Raw genomic sequence first — 18583 nt, 5'->3', positions numbered from 1 at the left:
AGCCTTACCGATACTCTTGGTAGGGCTGTATTTAATTATTAGAGGTATTCATGAAGGGATACGACGAGGAATATGATTCTAAATCACCTCACATGTTATACTATTCATACAACATTCAAAAAAATGAGGCGATAAAATGATGGAAAAAGCACAAGTAAATGAATGGAAAGAGAAGCTTCCGCTCATCGGACAGATGACAGCACGTGAAGAAGTGCTCTGGCTCAATCCCTTAGTAGAGTCGACATCAACTGGTCTTCAAAAAACAGGCGTGACTGCAGAAAATGTCAAAGACGCATCAGACCGTCTGAAACGTTTCGCGCCATATATCGAGCGTGTCTTCCCGGAAACAAAAGTGTCGAACGGTATTATCGAATCACCGATTACCGCTATTCCAAACATGAAAGAAGCGCTTTCCAATCAATACAAAGCAGCTATTTCAGGTGAACTTCTCCTGAAAGAAGACAACGCACTGCCAATTTCAGGTTCAATCAAAGCGCGCGGTGGCATTTACGAAATCCTAAAACATGCCGAAACACTTGCGATTGAGCACGGATTGATCACAACTGCTGACAACTATACTAAATTTGCAGAGCAGGAATTCCACAACCTGTTCTCGAAACATAAAATCGCTGTCGGATCGACAGGAAACCTGGGCCTAAGCATCGGCATCATGAGCGCCAAGCTCGGTTTCGATGTCACTGTCCATATGTCCGCAGATGCGAAACAATGGAAAAAGGATATGCTGCGCGAAAAAGGCGTCACAGTTGTTGAATACGCCGATGACTACAGTAAAGCTGTTGAAGAAGGGCGTCGCCAAGCGGATGCAGATCCTTCTTGTCATTTTGTTGATGATGAAAACTCACTCGACTTATTTTTAGGCTATGCAGTGGCGGGGGAACGTGTTGCGGCGCAGTTGAAAGCGCGTGGCACAATCGTTAACAAAGACAACCCGCTGTTCGTTTATCTGCCTTGCGGTGTCGGTGGCGGCCCTGGAGGTGTAGCATTTGGAATGAAGCTCGTGTTCGGCGATGCAGTCAGCTGTTTCTTCGCAGAGCCGACGCATTCCCCGTGCATGATGCTTGGTATGATGACTGGTCTTCACGACAAGATTTCAGTTCAAGACTTCGGTCTCGACAATAAAACCGTTGCAGATGGACTCGCAGTTGGTACAGCATCTGGTTTCGTTGGCAAGACAATGGAACCGTTATTATCTGGCTGTTATACGATTGCGGACGAAACGATGTTCAAGTTATTGAAACTGATCGCAGACACAGAAAATATTCGACTCGAGCCGTCCGCACTCGCGGGGATGACTGGTCCAGTACAAGCTATCCATGGAAATGTGAGGGATGCTAATTCAGCAAATGCTACCCATCTTGTCTGGGCAACAGGTGGCAGTATGGTCCCTGAAGCAGAGATGAATTCGTATTATGATATGGGCGGGAAATAATCCCGTTATTTCCCGGGAAATCGACATTAAGTTGGGAAATAATTGCGAATAATAAAAAACCTCACACTTGTGTGAGGTTTTTTGTCTTTATTGGGTACCAACTAGCTCATCTTCTCTTTATGTGAAAATGGACATTGTCCTTGAATCGGTTCAACATCATCCCCAATGAAAAACTGTTTCCATTCGTTGTGCTCTGGATCTCCGAAATGGCTAATATCCGGATGCTTTGGTAACTGATCCCACACTTCCACGCGTTCACGAACTTTTTCCCGCGACATGACCCCGCCTTTTTCCGTCCCTTTCAATCCCTCGAATATGCGACGAGGCTGAAAACCGAGTACCATTGCATTGCCAAGATTCCGCGTCTTCCGTTGCTTGTAGGCCGGTGCATTGCCAAACACAAAAATCGGCTCGCCATGAAAACGGAAATCCCATAGATGATGAGCAGGATCGTGGGGACTATCGGCAGGCCATTCAATTTCATCTACTCCGTGCAAGTACTGCAACATTTCCCAGAACTGCTGCCGATACTCATCCAAAGAACCTTCTGTTTCAAATGGCTCAACAAACACGAATAATCCATGCCGTTTATGTGCGGGGTTGTCGAAAAGCGCCAAAAACGACTTCAACGTTTCGGGCAAATTGGACCAGTCATTCTGTGTCACATACCCATAGCGCAATTCGCCCTTGAGCTCTCCTCCCATACCGAAATAGCAAGGAAACGTCTTATCCGTCACAGTCTCATGGAACGTCCGATATTCCTTTAACAGCCAATTAGGCAGATCACTACGCTCCGTAAAATCCTCTTTTGTCAATAAAAACTTATCTTTCAGAATCATTATTTTCCCTCCATTTATCTCAATCTCTATATATACCCATTCCCCTTAGGCGGGGGACAAAACCACTAAAATGTTTAAATAGAATTTGATGGGGAAGTGTAAAGAAGACAAAAAATAATTGGAGGATCCAGCATGAATTCCCCTATAGAAAATTCAGACACTACAAAATGCAATACAGAGTATGATACGCTACGCCGTGTAATCCTATGCCAGCCTAGGTTTATGGCTATTGAAGAAGTGATTAACGACGTACAGAAAGAATACGAAGATGAAAATATAAATGTTGAATTGGCAATGAAACAACATAAACAATTTGAAGAACTCCTCAAAGAACACGGAGTTGAAGTCATCAAGCTGCCATCATCCAAAAAATTTCCGGAACAAGTCTTCACAAGGGATATCGGATTTACTGTAGGAGATGACATTTTTGTCTCCGAAATGGCAAGCGATATTCGTAAAGGGGAAGAAGAAGCACTCGAGGAATGGCTTGAAGACGAGGATATTTCATTCCAAACCACAACTGATCATGTAGAGGGTGGAGACGTCATCGTCGATCGCGGCACATTGTTTGTTGGCATTAGTAGCCGGACATCCATAGAAGCAGCTGAAAAGTTAAAAGATGATCTTCCAGATTACACGATTATTCCTGTTCCTTTCGATGAAAAATACCTGCATCTAGACTGCGTATTTAACATCCTATCACCTGAAGTAGGACTGATTTTCTCGAAAGCATTTGATCCAAGCATTGTCGATATGCTGACGGCAACATACAAGCTCATTGAGGTTTCCGAAGAAGAACAATTCACAATGGGTACCAATGTCTTGTCAATCGGCGATAAAAAAGTATTCAGCCTGCCTCAAAACAAACAAGTCAATGCACAAATACGTGCGCACGGATTCGAAGTTATTGAAGTCGAATTCGATGAAATCATTAAATCCGGTGGCTCTTTTAGGTGTTGTTCAATGCCAGTCAATAGGGAATAGAACGATTGTGAACCTCGCTGTGAAGTGGGGTTTTTTATTGTTAGGGAATATAAAGGTATTCCTACATAGCCATTGTCTTAATATCAAAAAGAAAGCACCCATCGAGGGTGCTTTCTTGTGCATCAGCTATCAAGCAAATTCCCTTGTGCCGGAATTGGATGTTCTTTCAGCATTCTAGCAAGATGGATCGTATTATAAGCAAGCAATTCAACATGCTTTTTTGTGAAATCATTTGTTTGACCTGCAGCGATATAAGATGGTCCTGGTCCTGCTTCTCCAACCCAATATGTATCGACATTCGGAGGAATGACAAACCCAATATGCGATAACCCATAAAGAATGGAAGCGGCGGCATGCTTTGCTCCGTCTTCGTTACCTGTTACAACAACACCGCCTACTTTATTATAATAAATGGCTTGTCCTTTATCATTTGTCTCTCCGCTACTTCCATACAATCTTTCAATGGCAAGCGTTGCTATACTACTTTTTTCTCCAAGCCAAAGCGGTGTACCAATAATAAGAATATCGGCTTCTTTGACCTTTTCAAATACTTGTGGCCACTCATCGCCATCTCCCATATCAGGACTCATTCCGTAGGAGATCGCGTAATCTGCCAGTCTAACGACCTCTGCCACGATATTTTCATTGTCATAAATTTGGCAGACCTTCTTCGCAAGTGCCTCCGTATTCGATTCCTCCTCCGAACTTTTCAACGACGCATTCAAAATTAGTGCTTTCAACGGGCGCATCAAAATCCTCCTCTGTAATTTTGTCTTCTACTCTATGAGTACCCTGTAGGGCCAATCAAAAACGTCTTGAAGAACAATTCAGAATGGACATGAACGTCCTACCGATTGGGAACAAAAAGGATCATAAACCCACAGCTAAGGGGGATTTTAAATTTTGAGCGACAATAAAAATAGTATGTCAAAGTAGCCAATAATAATTGTCTGTCGAACAGGGCGAAACGGTCAGTCGGCTAACTACCTATCATCATATAGTATGGTAGGGGGGCAATAAGATCATGGAGAGACATAAAAAGTGTAAAAAAGTAGTAAGAATGATTGATTACAAAAACTATAGCCAAAAGATTGTATGCCAGACACCTATAGAAGTTATCCCAACAAATAACTCTGAATTTAGTATCATACCGACTGTGAAAAGATATTTTTATATTCCCGTAGCTAACATTAATGTGACTAACGGGGTAACTATTCCAGCAAATCTATTTTATAACGATGATGGGAGTCCAACGATTGAATTTATGAATTTCAGCCCAAATGGCTATGCTAATTTATACATTAATGCATTAATGCAAGAAGGTGGAATGTATGAAGTGAGTACGAATAGCCTAACGATTAGCCCGGCTAATGCCATAATTTATGCGCGTACGCCCATTATTGTTGAATTGCTGTCATTTTCGACTAAACTAATTTAGTGAAATTAGTTTAGCTTTTTAGATGGACAGCCCTGTCATCTTATCGAATTCTGCATTTACTATACTAAAGACGAAAGGAGGTGAATTAAATGGCGCTTACCCTTATTAATATTAACGTGAACGTTTCAGGTACTTCGACGAGGTTTTTTAATGTATTGGCAGCACCTTTAGTTGTCGAAGATGGTACTACTGTCGCTGCAACTACTTTTTTGGATGACAGTGGAACGGCTGCAACGGCTTTTCCTGTAGTAACAAATGGCTACTATAATTTTTATTTAAATGGTGTGTTACAAGAGGGCGATTCGTATACAATTTCTGCAACAGAATTGACCTTTAATACTGTCACCGGCAGTATTTCTGCTGGAACTCCATTGGTTATAGAAGCAGTAGAGTTAGTAACAGTAACTTAACTGGAATTTTTGGCTATGTGGGACAAGCTTATCGATGGATATGGATACCAATCTATACCCGATTTAAATTCCTCACAGGAAGAAATTCCAATCCTCAAAAAGTAATTTTCCCCGCGAATCTGCCAATTTCAGCTATCAAAAAGAGAAGATATCCGTGATGGGTATCTTCTCTTTTTCTCATGCTATTCCACTTTAGAAAACAAATCATTCAGCGCCTCACTCATCGACGGATGTGTGAAAATGGCATCCCGCAAAAATGTATACGGCAATTTTGCTTCCATCGCAATCCGTACTGTATTGATCATCTCACTGGATTCAGCACAAAATAGCGTGCAACCTAAAATCTCTTTGGTGTCTGGATCTACAAGGGCTTTCAATAATCCGTCCGTTTGTTTCACGATACGGGCACGAGGAATCGCGGCTGCCGGAAGTGTGACCACTTTGTAGGCAATCCCTTTTTCTTTAGCCGTTTTTTCATTCAACCCTACCTGCGATAAAACCGGATCGATGAAAACGGAGTATGGTACGTTGCTTCGGGCTTTCCTCGTGTAGTCACCATCGCCAACTAATTGGTCTTTGATAATACGGAAATCATCTAGTGAAATATAAGTAAACTGTGGTCCACCATTCACATCACCCAATGCCCAAATGTTTTTAGCGTTTGTTTTCAATGAATCGTCAACCATGATTGCCTCTCTATCATTTACTTCTACAGAAGTATTTTCGAGACCTAATCCTGCAATGTTTGGTTTTCTGCCTGTAGCCAGTAAAACTGCATTTCCGTAAGCTTCTGCATGATCAGCGTCACCCGTCTTATAAGAAACAACCACACCACCGTCAAGATTTTCAATTGACTCGACGCTACTGTCTACTACAAAAGTAATATTTTTTGCCTCAAGCACTTTTTTCACTTCTTCTGCGATATCACGATCATCATTCCGTAAAAACTCAGGTGAATGGTCAATAATCGTCACCTCTGAACCAAAGCTCGCATAAATCGAAGCAAACTCCAGACCAATATAACCTCCACCAATGATGACCAACTTTTCAGGAAGTGTATCTAATTGTTGAAGAGTAGTCGAATTATAAATGAAATCAGCCCCCTCTAATCCCTCAATTGGCGGAGTGATAGGGGAAGAACCTGTGTTAATAAAGAACTTATCCGCTGTTAACTCGAATTGTTCATTGGCAGTTTTCACTTGGATCTTATCATCGTCTAAAAAGGAAGCGACTCCTGTAAAGACCGTCACCTTTTCAAGGTCATCTAGCATATGAAAATTCTTATCGCGCAGAAATGAAGTTAAATGATCTTTTTCTTCAATCGCTTCTTTATAAAATTTCATTTTAGGTACTTCTGAGTATTTACTATTATTAGATTGAAAAACGAGTGATTTCGTTGGAATACAAGCAATGTTGATGCACGTTCCACCATACATTTCTGCCGACTTTTCAATCATTGCAACGTTCTGACCCTCTTTCGCCAGCATTGCCGCCAATGTCTTTCCACCTTTACCAAACCCAATAATGACTGCATCAAATTTCTTCATTTTTCACCCTCCTTGTCTATCTATTACCTTGTTAGTGGAAGTGTAAACGGAAGGTTTTTAAGAACTATGAAGAGGATGACTAATGGATGTGCTACTAACAACGGTCCATACACTCGTAGCACCATGGTTGTAATGTAGCTCGGTGTAGGGAAACTAGGACTAAATGGGCTAATTAAATCCCCTAATTGTTAGGTGCTCATTTCTAGAATGTTAATATGAAAGTGGTAATGTATTTCAGACTATATGTTAAAAAAACTTTACTTTAGGAATGAAATATATTACACTCGGTTTATAAGAGGTGATGAAATGTCTTTAACTAATGAAAGAAAGATACGAAACAGAATTGTTGTACTAAGGGCTGAAAGAGGCTTATCACAAAGAGAAGTGGCTGATAAATTGGGGGTGAGCAGGCAAACAATTATTTCTCTAGAAAAAAACAGGTACAATCCATCTTTAAAATTAGCATATGACATCTCACTGATGTTCGGGGTAGATTTACACGAAGTTTTTCAATATGAAGTCGAGGAGGAGTAAGAAATTATGGATATTTTATTTGCTGTGTTTAATCTTGTCTATGTAGTAATTTTCTTTATTGCAATATTTATTTCTTTGAAATTTGAATGGGGTGAAGAATACAAAGACGAACGTGGAAAAAGTATTTCTAATAAATCATACAGTATAGTATTTCCACTATTGCCTCTTGGGTGGCTTTTCCTCGAATTGTATAATCGATTCATCAGCACCCTGGATTACGATGCGTATAAATTGGCAATTTGGTTTTTAGTAACAGGATTATTAATTCTTCAAGCAACTATCCTATCGGTATTAAAAAGAAAGTATTAAGTTAGCTATTTGCTCACACATAATGTATGTGAAAAACTAAGATTTTAAGAAAGGGAGTTGTTGTTTGAATACTCTTGCGTGGATTGGGATGGTAGGAATCGTGATTCTTACACTCTTGCCATTAGTCAAAAAAGAGAACAGAACAAAAGAGGAAATGCGGAAAGCAATAGTAACGGTAGCAATTGTACTCGGCATCATTATCACCGTATTAGTTTTCGGCGTTAATTATTTACTTGCATTGATAGTCGGTTTCTTTGCAATGATTGTGTTCGATAAAAAAACGTATACGAAAAAGCGATTGATTATCTATGGATCAATTATTTTAGTCATAGGAATCGCGGGCTTCGCCATATTGAGAGACAATCCGGAGTATGTCTTAAACCATCTGAAGGACAATCCACGAACGACATCACTGTACTTAGCGGAAAACGGTGTGGCATTAACCACCTACCAATCGGATGTAGTACGGCCGCTGGCAAGTACCGTGAAGATACTGATCGCTGCGGAATACGCTATGCAAATCGATGCAGGCCAGCTGAACAAAGACAGTTCCGTACCGCTTGCGGATTTAAACCGCTACTACTTAAAAAACTCGGATGGTGGGGCTCATGAAGAGTGGTTAAAAGCGATGCAAAGTGAAGACAAAATCAAAAATAACGAAGTGACATTGCATGATGTTGCAAAAGGGATGGCCACCTATAGCTCCAACGCCAACACGGACTACCTAATCGACCTGCTCGGAATATCTGCCATCAATGAGCGGGCAAAAACCCTCGGACTAGCACAGCATGAGGACGTCTATCCGATTGTTAGCGCGCTCTTAATTCCAGATCATATAAAAAGCGAATCGATGGATAAGAAGCAATTGATCAAAAAGCTCGAGGCCATGTCGATGGAAGAGTATCGAACATTAGCTGAAGAACTGAGTGAACAAATGAAAGAGGGAACCATTAAAGTTGGAGATGTAACATATGGTCCGTCTACGGACGTACAAAAAGTGTGGTCAGATCGCTTAATTGGTGCATCCGCGAATGATTACGGGAAATTACTGGCCGCAATTTCGAATGATCAACTCCCGACAACTGCCTCTGAAACCATGAGAGACCTACTCGAATGGCCAATGCAGCTAAACGAGAGCAATCATGACCGTTTTGTCCATCTAGGCTCAAAGGGCGGATCGACTGCATTCATACTGACCGACGCATTGTATGCAGAAGATCACAATGGGGATAAAATCGAAATCGTCCTTATGACAGACGACCTGAACTTCTGGCAAAGTATGCTCATCAAAAAAAACGCAACTTCGTTTGAAACGAAGTTACTTGGAAGTGAAGAATATCGATTGGAAGTTCAAAGGGAACTTATGGGGTTGTAATACAACTGAAAAAGCCATTGTCGTACAAAATGACCCTGAATTCATAAGGGTTGCAGTGAAGTTTCATGCTAGAAATTCAGGGGATGACTTGCAGTTTGGTGTGGATGCTGCGGTCTATCAGTACGTTGGGGAGGTTTTGCAGGGGAATTGAATAGTTAAAGGAAGCATAAAGAGGATGAGCTTTTTAGTTCATCCTTTTTTGAATGAATAAAGTCAAGATAGTCGATACCAAAACAATGTGGTTTAGTATCGACTATTGTAGGGGTTCGAATATGTAGGTAGAAAAGGAGGCATCATTTATGAAACCAAAATCCAGAATAGTAATAAGGAAACGCCAGTCCAAGTGACTCATGATTATGGAGAAGTTGTCGTTAAGAATAGGGTTTTTAATAGAATTGGAGTAGCTTTGTGCAATTTATGCATTAGAATAAGAGAGGTTTTCGTTTGTCTCTACCCTAGAACATGATTTAAATCATATGCTTTCGACTAAAGGTCTGTTGATGGAACTAGGTAATTGGGAAGACGGAATTGAAATTAAGGGATACGAAATTCATGACAGGGAATGTGAAAAAAATGCTCTATGTCTGCAACGAGTATCATGAAATGCATGCAGATGAAACGTGCATATGCCAAGTCTTATATTATTTATTTTTGCTAATGTCCCCAAAATAATAATTGATTATAAAGGGTCCTTTAAAGAAATAATTGACTGGAAAATTTTGAACCCTAGCTGCCGCGCGTGGGGTGTACATGCATATTACAATCAAATTTCATATGTGAAGTCATTGTTTTACAAAGTTCGTCATATATGAGCTTATAATACTTATCTTTGCAAGTATCGTTTCTACTGTGATCGGTTATTATATTCACAATTCTTCACAACAAAACTTAAATGACTTTCTCCCGCCCTTTTTCACGGTTACCGTGTTTGCAGATTGCCAGCGCGATGCTTGTAATAGATAAAAACATTCGCATAGCCAGTCCTTGATTGTTCCTTGCTATCTGGAGTGAATTATTCCTAGTGAGGCCATTCGCTTCATTGTAAAAAATCCCGAGGACACAATCAATAGTAAAGCTATATAATAACAGGTTTGGCTCTTTAAACATTTAGGTAGCGACATACCGAAAAAAGTTTATTGAACCAATAATTCTATACTTATTCATTGCGAGGTTAGTTGGAGTGAATAAGTGGTTTTATGTTTTACGGGAGTCATGTATCCATCAATATTAAAAATGTGTTTTTAGCCTGGATTTATACTCTTTGAACCTCTCGGGGGAAAATGAATAATCTTTGGGACAAAGGTGGTGAATTGTGTATTGAACAGTATTATTAGAAGTTTATGAATTAGCCTGGTATACTCAAATTATAAGGGGTGACTGAAGATGAATGTGATTGATCTATTTGCAGGGGCAGGTGGATTATCAGAAGGATTTCGACAAGAGGGCTATAAAGTTCTAGCTCACGTTGAGATGGATAAGAACGCATGTAATACCTTGAGAACACGCGAAGCATTTTTTTACTTGAAAGAGCAAGATCAGTTAGAGATATATAAGCAATATCTTTTAAAGGAAATTGGAAGAAGTGAATTATACAAAAGTATTCCTAGTAATATATTAAATAAAGTTATAGAGTCAGAAATTAGTAATAAAAGCATTAAAGGTATTTTCGCTAAAATTGATGGATTGTTGGGAAATGAAAAGGTAGATATAATTATAGGTGGCCCTCCATGTCAAGCATATTCAACGGCTGGTATATCAAGGGATCCTAATAAAATGAAGGATGACCCAAGAAATTACTTTTATCGTTACTATATTAGGTTCCTAAAGGAATATAACCCTAAACTTTTTATATTTGAAAATGTAAAAGGTATTCTTACGGCTAAAGGAGGTACTATTTTTGAAAGCTTAAAGAAAAGTTTGAGTAATGCCGGTTATGAAATGGATTATAGGGTTCTGAACGCTAAAAATTTTGGGGTTGCTCAGTCTAGAGAAAGGGTAATAATTATTGGCTGGAGAAGCGATTTTCATTTTAATTATCCGGATTTTTCGAATAGCGTTAAATCGATAAACATAAGAGAACTTTTTAAGGATCTTCCCAAGCTACACGCAGGACAAAAAAAAGAAGGACAAGGACAGTATCTGTCAGTAGCAAAGGGTAATTTAAAAGAAATTAGGGATACAAATTGGGACATCCTTACGTATCATATTGCCAGACCTAATAATCAGAACGACTTGCAAATATACGAGTTAGTTGTTGACACTTGGGATAAAGAGGATAGGGGATTGAAATACAACGAATTACCTAAAGATTTAATAACACACAAAAATAGCGAATCATTTTTGGATCGATATAAAATGGTTCAATATGATTCATGTTCACATACAATTGTCGCTCATATTTCAAAAGATGGTCATTATTACATACATCCAGATAAAAAACAAAATAGATCATTGTCTGTGAGAGAAGCGGCTCGAATTCAATCATTTCCAGACGACTTTTATTTCGAAGATTCTCGTACTGCTGCTTTTAAACAGATAGGAAATGCTGTACCACCACTAATGGCGAAGAAAATTGCAAGGCATTTAAAAGCCCAGATTTTTAATTAATCTGGGCTTTTAATAATTATATTTAGGGTTATATTTCGGTGCATAAGTATTCTAAAAAGAAAACCGAATTACTCCAATTTGTTTGTAGGTCATTTGTGCTTATCTTTTTATCTGACCAGTGAATTGCTAAGTTGATATCATCAATAAATAACCCTAGATCAGTAAGATGTTTTAAAGATCTCTTGTCATGTTTGGTGTGGTTAGATAAATAGAGCTTAAAGTCATCGATTTTCTTCTTGATTGGAATATCTGAGTGACTAGTTTGACTAGTTTTAGAATTGTGGAATTCTCGTTTTATATTATCGTTTTCATCAACTATATAATCTTTGAAATCCTTACTAACTTCAATGAATTTTACTTTAATGAATTCATTCATAGTGACTTCAATAAGACTTCTGTATAAAAATGCTGTGGCGAGGGGGTATTTAATAACGTCAATTGTTATTATTTCATTTATCAAATCAGCCACCTTGGATGATTTTATTTCTTTTTGTATATCGGAATTAAATGATCCAATTCTTTTACTGAACCGATATGTAATATTGCCGCCGGCCCCAGTTGAACCGCCGGCCCCAGTTGAACCACCGGCCCCAGTTGAACCACCGGCCCCAGTTGAACCACCGGCCCCAGTTGAACCACCGGCCCCAGTTGAACCACCGGCCCCAGTTGAACCACCGGTCCCAGTTGAACCACCGGCCCCAGTTGAACCACCGGTCCCAGTTGAACCACCGGCCCCAGTTGAACCACCGGCCCCAGTTGAACCACCGGCCCCAGTTGAACCACCGGTCCCAGTTGAACCACCGGCCCCAGTTGAACCACCGGTCCCAGTTGAACCAACAGCCCCTGATTGTCCACTAGTCTCATTGGATTTGTTGTGTTCTTTAATTTTGTTTATTGACATTTTTCTATCCTGTCCGAATTGGTCGACTATCAATTCGATTAATTCTTTAAAGTATTTCGAAGTATTATTTTTTATGAATCCTTCACGATTGGTTTTTTCTTCTAGATTTACAGAACCCTCTGAATCGAGAATAACATACCCAAAAGTTTGTTTGTTGTCGATGTTATCTCCAGGCTTGGCTAATCTTTTTTGGGCAAGTTTCAACCAATCTTCTTCTCCATGGCCATAAATTTTAAAGTTATTTCGATACACAGATATACCTTGATATGCTTTAAGAAATTCTTCTGTTATTTGCTTTTGTTCGAAGCTATTTACATTTTTATGTTTAGGGTCAAAGTAAAAGTTATATAAAACTATCTTTGTTTTCCCGATATCATTTTGTATTACATGCCCACCGATTTTTTTTTGGATATTTAATTTGTCAGTATTGGAATATAAATTTGCTTCTTTATAAGTGCAGCTAAACTTATATGATAATATCTTACTGCCTATAAACTCTACCTCAGCCCAGAAAGGAGCATTATGTATAACTTTTATCGGCTTAATAAAATCTACTAACTCAATAGTACTTGGGTATATTATATTGAATACACTTTTTTTAAATGGCATGTTTAGGTTTTCTATTTCTTTATTAAATTCTTCAAAGTCGATTGTATTCTTTAATTCTCGAAGTGTAATAGTGGTGCCTGACGATCTTTCGGCAATATTAGTCTGGACTATTTCAATATTAATATTGGTAGTATCAAATTCTTTTTCTAATTTATTTTTGTCTATTACGAATTTATTTTGTAGACCATTTGCATACGTTTCAATTTCAATAATGTCTGCCAATCTAAAGAGACTAAAGCGGCCGATTCCTTTCCCCCCAAGTTGTGCTAAATCTTCAGCTTTATTTTTATTTGCAACAAAAAACCAATATTCCTTGATTTCATTAATGGTCATTCCTTTTCCATTGTCGGAAATAGTGATTTTATTATTACTAACTTCAGAGAAGTCAACTACTATTTTATTAGCTCCGGCATCACTTGCATTTTTTATTTGTTCTGCAATCGCTATACTATCTGTTTCAATAATCTTGCTCCCAAGCGCTTCATAAATGATGCTAGGGTTAAAATTAATGTTAGAAGAAAAAACTTTATTTTGAATAACCATAAAATGCAACCCCCTTTTGTTTAGTTAACTCGAGTATACAAAAATTAATCAGCGAACATAATCATCATCTGAGTTGTTCGTGTTTTTAAATAATAGTCATGGTTATTATAAAGTTAGAACGTAATGCATAAACTCGAAAAGTAAATATGTTCGTTTATTATAGGGCATAAACCTTTGTGATTAACTTCCAGTCGGAAGGAAATTAGTTCATGGATAATGAAAATAGATAAATGATACTAAATTTTTATATTACTGGGAATTAATGAACAACCTTATTATATCAATAGTCGTGCCCGTAGTAAAACGGATGGTAGTTATAAATAGAATTAAGCTTTGTGCTGAGAAGAATTAAGGTGAATTAGGCGTTAAATATAGTGTCGAAGGGGTGAGAGGTGATAGTTGTTATGAGAGATTGTAATAATAAACCTACTCAAACAGACATTGATAAAATCATAGAAAGGTTAAATAAGTTTCTAAAGCTTATGTATAGAGAAAAGGCTAGAACAATATAAAAAACACTAAGAAAATAACCTCATGTAGCTATATTACGGGGAAACGTATCATAAGTAAGCGAGGTTTCCTTATTTGAGAAAAATACTAATGCTGAAAGGACATTAATTTAAATAAAAGACTTGTGGAAAAATTAAGTGTTTGGTTCTAAAAAAATCAGATTTTTTTAGAACCAGCCACCTTACATTTTGAGCTATTCAACGATCCAGGATTTCGCAAGGAAGCATGTTGAAATTATTGAAGAATATGCTGAAGGCGGTATGGATATTTAAATCGGAGAAGTATTTAAGGGGAAATGGAATGGTATTAAGCTTGATGAAAAACACAATAATTATGACATAGATATTATGAAGTATTTAATAGCTAATTTAAATAAAGTACCATTTTAATAAGAGAGTACTAGGGGCTGTTAGATAAGTCCATAAGATAGAAAACAGTCAGAAAAAACTAGTACCTGCGTTATTTGAATTTCAGGTATCTATGCAAGAAATATTCATGAATGAGTAATTTTCACGTTTGTTCATCAAATAGATTCATTTTGTTGACATAAATATCATAATAATTTTTTGTTTTCTACATGGTCATTAACCATCCTTTGAAATCCTTATATTATAAATCCGTTATAACATTTACCGATAGTTTTAGCAAAGAATTAGTCTATTCAAAAGTATTAACTTAGCGAAATATCTAAGATGAAGCCGATTAAATGAACCAATGAACCAATGGATCAACGAACCACGGGGGCTTTATGCAAGTAAGAGACCAGCATACAATTCCAAAACTATTATAAACAGCCATGACTGAACAAACATATAATTATAATAACAGTTAGTTCCCACAAGTACATTTGTGATAAGGAACCGCCTTTTTTGTATAAGCATTGATTAACGTATATGCATGGTATATAAATCAATTTTGCAGGAAAGGAGGATATTCTTATGAAAAATAAAAGCAAAATCATGAGGATCATTCAGCAATTGGATCATCATATTACAGATGATTTTGAGGCGCAGGACCTAGACTAGACTTTACGCAATGGAATTATAGTGCTATGGAGGAAAATATCAATAAAATGATTAAATACGCGTTATGCATGGCAAATGGCGGTGGGGGTAGCGTTGTTTTCGGCGTGGCTGACAAAGTGCGGGGAATGGACAATGTTTTATTTGGGATTCCATTTGAAGTGGATATCGAAGAATTATAAAAAAGGGTATTTGAAAATACGGAACCACACATAATCCCTTCATTTGATGAACTATTTTATAAAGATCATTCGATTCGGCACTTGGTCATGAACGTTTTGCCGGATACACCGTCTTATACAATAACGGGAGGAACAGCAAGCATTCGGCAAGGAATAGAGTGTCTGCCGTACAGGAACAATTCATTGGGATAGTCTTATTTCGGGCTCCATATTTTTTGTTTTTCAGCACTTATAAAAATGAATCTTGGTTCCCTTAACCAAAAGAAAGTTACAAATGATCTTAGACGTTACACAGTACCCGCAAGAGAGTCGAAGAAATGGGCTGAAATCTATTAGGAACAAAGTGCCCTTGAGCGTGTAAATGCCTAACTCAAAGGCTATTTTCTTTTGAATCAGATTTACCATTGTACTGGGAAGAAAGCTAAAGTGCATTTCGACTTGGTTCATATCGCTTACAACGCAAAAATTTCAGGTACCTGTGCAAGGAACTATCGTGAAAGTTTAAACAATCATGAATTTGCATTACAAAGGAACACAACATTATTTAAATTTATTGATATTCCAAAAATCACTGAAAATCCATTGACAGAACATCGAGGAATTCCTGTATTTTTTAGATATTAAATAAGGGGGGGAGTTTTAATAATAAAAAAGACCTAAAAAAAATAGAATCTTCCCGAAAATTAAAGGGAAATCCTATCTCTTTCTTATCAACCAGACATGTATTCTTTTACAACACCTTGAATTTTTGAGATACGATAATCTTGAATGTACCGCATACGTATTTCTTCTTCTGTGGCATCATATAGTTCTCCAATATTAAAAAATTTAGTAGATAATCTAGTTATTATTGCTTCTGAAAGCTTAAGATAGTTGATTTCATGACTTCGTAAAATTTTATATAAAGGAGTTGACTCTCTGATTTCCATTTTAGAACCACAATTTTTACAGAAAGTAAATGACAAATCGTCAGTTACAAAATCACATTTACTATTAGAACATGAGTTTTCATCACTAATTTGTGAAACTCTTGAGAGCAACTGTTTTATGCCGTCAGTATTGTCGGAATAGTTTTGATTATTATCTATGTTAGTGGAGGTGTTATACATTTCTGATGAGTCTCTTAGAACTAAGTCAGCAAATAAAAGAGCAGGGTTTATAGAAATGTAGTATCCGTATTTTCCATGACCAATACTTTTTTTACTTTCATCTACATAAATAAAATTTGAATAAGAAAGAATGTCTAATACATCAAGCAGTTTTTCATATGTTGAGGTTTCTAAATAGAATCCAGAAGAAAGTTTTTTAGATATATTTCTCTTATTGTTATTCCAAATTCTTAGGTTAGGAATAATTATATTTTTTAACACAGATTCTGCTTCACTTATAATAGCTTTATATTTAACCAGTCTATTACTGAGGGTGATAAACTCGTCCCATTTTGAAGTTACTACACGTCTGATTGCATTAACTAAGTCATTTCTCACAATGTTTTTCTTTGAAAAAAGTTTGCTGTTTTCAAGTTCGTCAATAATATGAAAAGCAAATCGTGGATTTCCATTGCTACACATACATATAGTATCAATAATGTCTTTTTGAACACTCAATTTTTCCCAATAGCCTTGATTAAAACTTTGTATTCGTTTTTTTAACACATTTTTTATGAAGTTTAAGTCTTCAGTATTTTGGGGACTCCAAACCATTCGAATTTCTTTTGCATCTTGATTTCTTTCGAAACTTTTTCCATATGTTGTTATTCCAGGATAAACTGCGGCTTTACATGCGATTTTATCTGAACGTAAGGATTTAAAAAATGTGAAAAATTTCTCCTGTTGGCTCGGAGAAAATACGTGGGCGGCCTCATCGAATAGCAAGATTATTCTACTCAAATTGAAATTATCTACTATTTCTAAAATAAATGACTTAAAACTATGCGGATTATCTAAAATACGCACTAATTCATTAGAAGGTGCCTGCCTATTTAAATCTGTATTGCTTTCGATTTCAGCTGTTTCAAGTAAATCTAAGTAGTCATGTAGAATACCTGTATAATAATCGAGAGATAAAATAGTCATTTCTGAGTTCGGGAAAATTCTGGATAATCTAGTGGATAAAAAGTCCATATTTTCAGGCTTTAATTCTATTATTTTTTTGAGAACCTCTATTAGAATTTTTCCCATCGTCCATTGTAAAAAAGGATCTACATCTATACTTGAATCAGAAATTTTAATTCGCTCAATACGAATAGATTCCTCAAAACTAATCCATACTGCCAAAATACTATGTTCTTCGAAAGACTCAGTAGCTTCAATCTCTGCTTTTTTCATAAGCATTGTTTTACCAATACCACGACTACCCAGAAGTAAGTATTGTTCTGTATCTAATAATCGGGCAAGTTTTTTATCATTTGAATCTATGAAATATTCTTTTATCATTGTTTCATTTAAACTTTCTGTGCGGTCAACTATATAGCTACCTAATGAGTCTTTCATTCTTTAACAACTCCAGTCATTTTAGCTAGTGCATTAATTGCATCAACTGAATCGTCATTATATCTATATATATACATTACGCAAATTATCCCAATAGTTTTAGTTAATAAATCTTCATAAACTTTATAAGATTTTTTTTCGTAAGTAATGGCAATATTATTTACTTTTAATAAGCTATTATATCTGCCATGAACGACATCGGACAAAGAAGAATATATACTTTTTAAATATAAGCTTATAGCATCTGTCTTAGTTTCATTAAACTTAATTGTTGAATTGAAACTATTTATATACTTAGTTGTAAAAAAACTATAATCCCTTACTAGAGTGTTAACATATTTATCAGCTTTTGCATTTTCAAATTCAAATAAATAATGTTCAATTTTATGATCAAGATAAAAAAATGTGTTACAGCTTAATTCTAAGATACTTCGTAAATTAACGATGGCGGATCTATAAAATCCAGAGCAAGCTGAACTTATAGATGCGATTAAATCAGAAACAATATCATTCCACATTTTACCTACATTTGGATCCTTCTCTGCAAAAGTTTCCGAAATTTCTAAGATGTTATTTAAGCTATTCAAAATTTTTGATAAGTCATTTCCGGCTATTGTTTGTTTCTGGATATCTAGCTGGGGTGATAATATATGCTTTTCAAATTGAATTTTTGTATATGACAAAACGACACCTACTTTTCAATCTATTATATCTAAACATTCCGTAATAATAACATAGATTGAAATAGTTAAGTAGGAAAACTATTTCAATTATTATAAAAAGAACATTTACATGGATTACGGGGATTCATATCATAAGTAATTGAGGGGA

General features: G+C 36.8%; 14 protein-coding genes and 1 pseudogene. 9 read left to right on the top strand and 6 right to left on the bottom strand.

Going from position 1 to position 18583, the window contains the following annotated elements:
• The first annotated feature begins 139 nt into the window (after window positions 1–139).
• The gene (locus MKZ26_RS14025) at window positions 140–1450 is read left to right on the top strand and encodes a D-serine ammonia-lyase (protein WP_340767660.1); all 1311 of its coding nucleotides are present in this window, start codon (window positions 140–142) and stop codon (window positions 1448–1450) included.
• A 101-nt stretch (window positions 1451–1551) separates the two neighbouring features.
• Here MKZ26_RS14025 and MKZ26_RS14020 read toward each other — a convergent pair whose 3' ends face one another.
• A complete protein-coding gene (locus MKZ26_RS14020) occupies window positions 1552–2289 on the bottom strand; it encodes a YqcI/YcgG family protein (protein WP_340766559.1) in 738 nt (245 codons plus the stop codon).
• A gap of 132 nt (window positions 2290–2421) precedes the next feature.
• On the opposite strand from MKZ26_RS14020, the gene MKZ26_RS14015 reads away from it, so the two are divergent.
• Complete coding sequence (locus tag MKZ26_RS14015) at window positions 2422–3273, top strand: dimethylarginine dimethylaminohydrolase family protein (RefSeq protein ID WP_338654227.1); 852 nt, start codon at window positions 2422–2424, stop codon at window positions 3271–3273.
• Between the two features lie 122 nt (window positions 3274–3395).
• Here the strand turns inward: MKZ26_RS14015 and MKZ26_RS14010 are convergent, their stop codons facing one another.
• A complete protein-coding gene (locus MKZ26_RS14010) occupies window positions 3396–4022 on the bottom strand; it encodes a flavodoxin family protein (RefSeq protein ID WP_067204408.1) in 627 nt (208 codons plus the stop codon).
• 275 nt (window positions 4023–4297) lie between these two features.
• Here MKZ26_RS14010 and MKZ26_RS14005 point away from each other — a divergent pair, with 275 nt between their 5' ends.
• Both MKZ26_RS14005 and MKZ26_RS14000 read left to right on the top strand, forming a co-directional pair.
• Entirely contained in the window at window positions 4298–4711 is a 414-nt protein-coding gene (locus MKZ26_RS14005; protein WP_340766558.1) for a DUF4183 domain-containing protein, read from the top strand.
• 89 nt (window positions 4712–4800) lie between these two features.
• Window positions 4801–5121, top strand: coding sequence for a DUF4183 domain-containing protein (locus tag MKZ26_RS14000; protein WP_067204413.1), 321 nt, complete (start codon window positions 4801–4803; stop codon window positions 5119–5121).
• Between the two features lie 182 nt (window positions 5122–5303).
• Here the strand turns inward: MKZ26_RS14000 and MKZ26_RS13995 are convergent, their stop codons facing one another.
• Window positions 5304–6668, bottom strand: a complete 1365-nt coding sequence (locus MKZ26_RS13995; protein ID WP_340766557.1) for an FAD-dependent oxidoreductase — start codon at window positions 6666–6668, stop codon at window positions 5304–5306.
• Window positions 6669–6974: 306 nt separating this feature from the next.
• Here MKZ26_RS13995 and MKZ26_RS13990 point away from each other — a divergent pair, with 306 nt between their 5' ends.
• From MKZ26_RS13990 to MKZ26_RS13975, 4 genes are all read left to right on the top strand, one after another.
• A complete protein-coding gene (locus MKZ26_RS13990) occupies window positions 6975–7202 on the top strand; it encodes a helix-turn-helix transcriptional regulator (protein ID WP_340766556.1) in 228 nt (75 codons plus the stop codon).
• 6 nt (window positions 7203–7208) lie between these two features.
• Window positions 7209–7511, top strand: a complete 303-nt coding sequence (locus MKZ26_RS13985; protein ID WP_340766555.1) for a hypothetical protein — start codon at window positions 7209–7211, stop codon at window positions 7509–7511.
• A 64-nt stretch (window positions 7512–7575) separates the two neighbouring features.
• A complete protein-coding gene (locus MKZ26_RS13980) occupies window positions 7576–8886 on the top strand; it encodes a serine hydrolase (protein WP_340766554.1) in 1311 nt (436 codons plus the stop codon).
• A gap of 1383 nt (window positions 8887–10269) precedes the next feature.
• Window positions 10270–11493 (top strand): DNA cytosine methyltransferase, encoded by a 1224-nt coding sequence (locus MKZ26_RS13975; protein WP_340766553.1) that lies wholly within the window; start codon window positions 10270–10272, stop codon window positions 11491–11493.
• A 28-nt stretch (window positions 11494–11521) separates the two neighbouring features.
• On the opposite strand, the gene MKZ26_RS13970 is transcribed toward MKZ26_RS13975, so the two are convergent.
• The gene (locus tag MKZ26_RS13970) at window positions 11522–13546 is read right to left on the bottom strand and encodes an ATP-binding protein (protein WP_340766552.1); all 2025 of its coding nucleotides are present in this window, start codon (window positions 13544–13546) and stop codon (window positions 11522–11524) included.
• Window positions 13547–15089: 1543 nt separating this feature from the next.
• Between MKZ26_RS13970 and MKZ26_RS13965 the strand changes: the two are divergent.
• Window positions 15090–15260, top strand: a pseudogene (locus tag MKZ26_RS13965) (RNA-binding domain-containing protein); the annotation flags it as partial.
• 710 nt (window positions 15261–15970) lie between these two features.
• Here the strand turns inward: MKZ26_RS13965 and MKZ26_RS13960 are convergent.
• Window positions 15971–17752: an ORC-CDC6 family AAA ATPase gene (locus tag MKZ26_RS13960; protein ID WP_340766551.1), complete on the bottom strand. Its 1782-nt coding sequence runs from the start codon at window positions 17750–17752 to the stop codon at window positions 15971–15973.
• Window positions 17749–18435, bottom strand: a complete 687-nt coding sequence (locus MKZ26_RS13955) for a hypothetical protein (RefSeq protein ID WP_340766550.1) — start codon at window positions 18433–18435, stop codon at window positions 17749–17751. The genes MKZ26_RS13960 and MKZ26_RS13955 overlap by 4 nt, the downstream gene beginning before the upstream one ends.
• Window positions 18436–18583: the final 148 nt, after the last annotated feature.

Origin of the sequence: Sporosarcina sp. FSL K6-6792, from assembly GCF_038004885.1 — a bacterium.
Lineage (GTDB): Bacteria > Bacillota > Bacilli > Bacillales_A > Planococcaceae > Sporosarcina > Sporosarcina psychrophila.
Note: the sequence above shows the minus strand (reverse complement) of the source record. Positions and strands in the feature narration are given on the sequence as shown.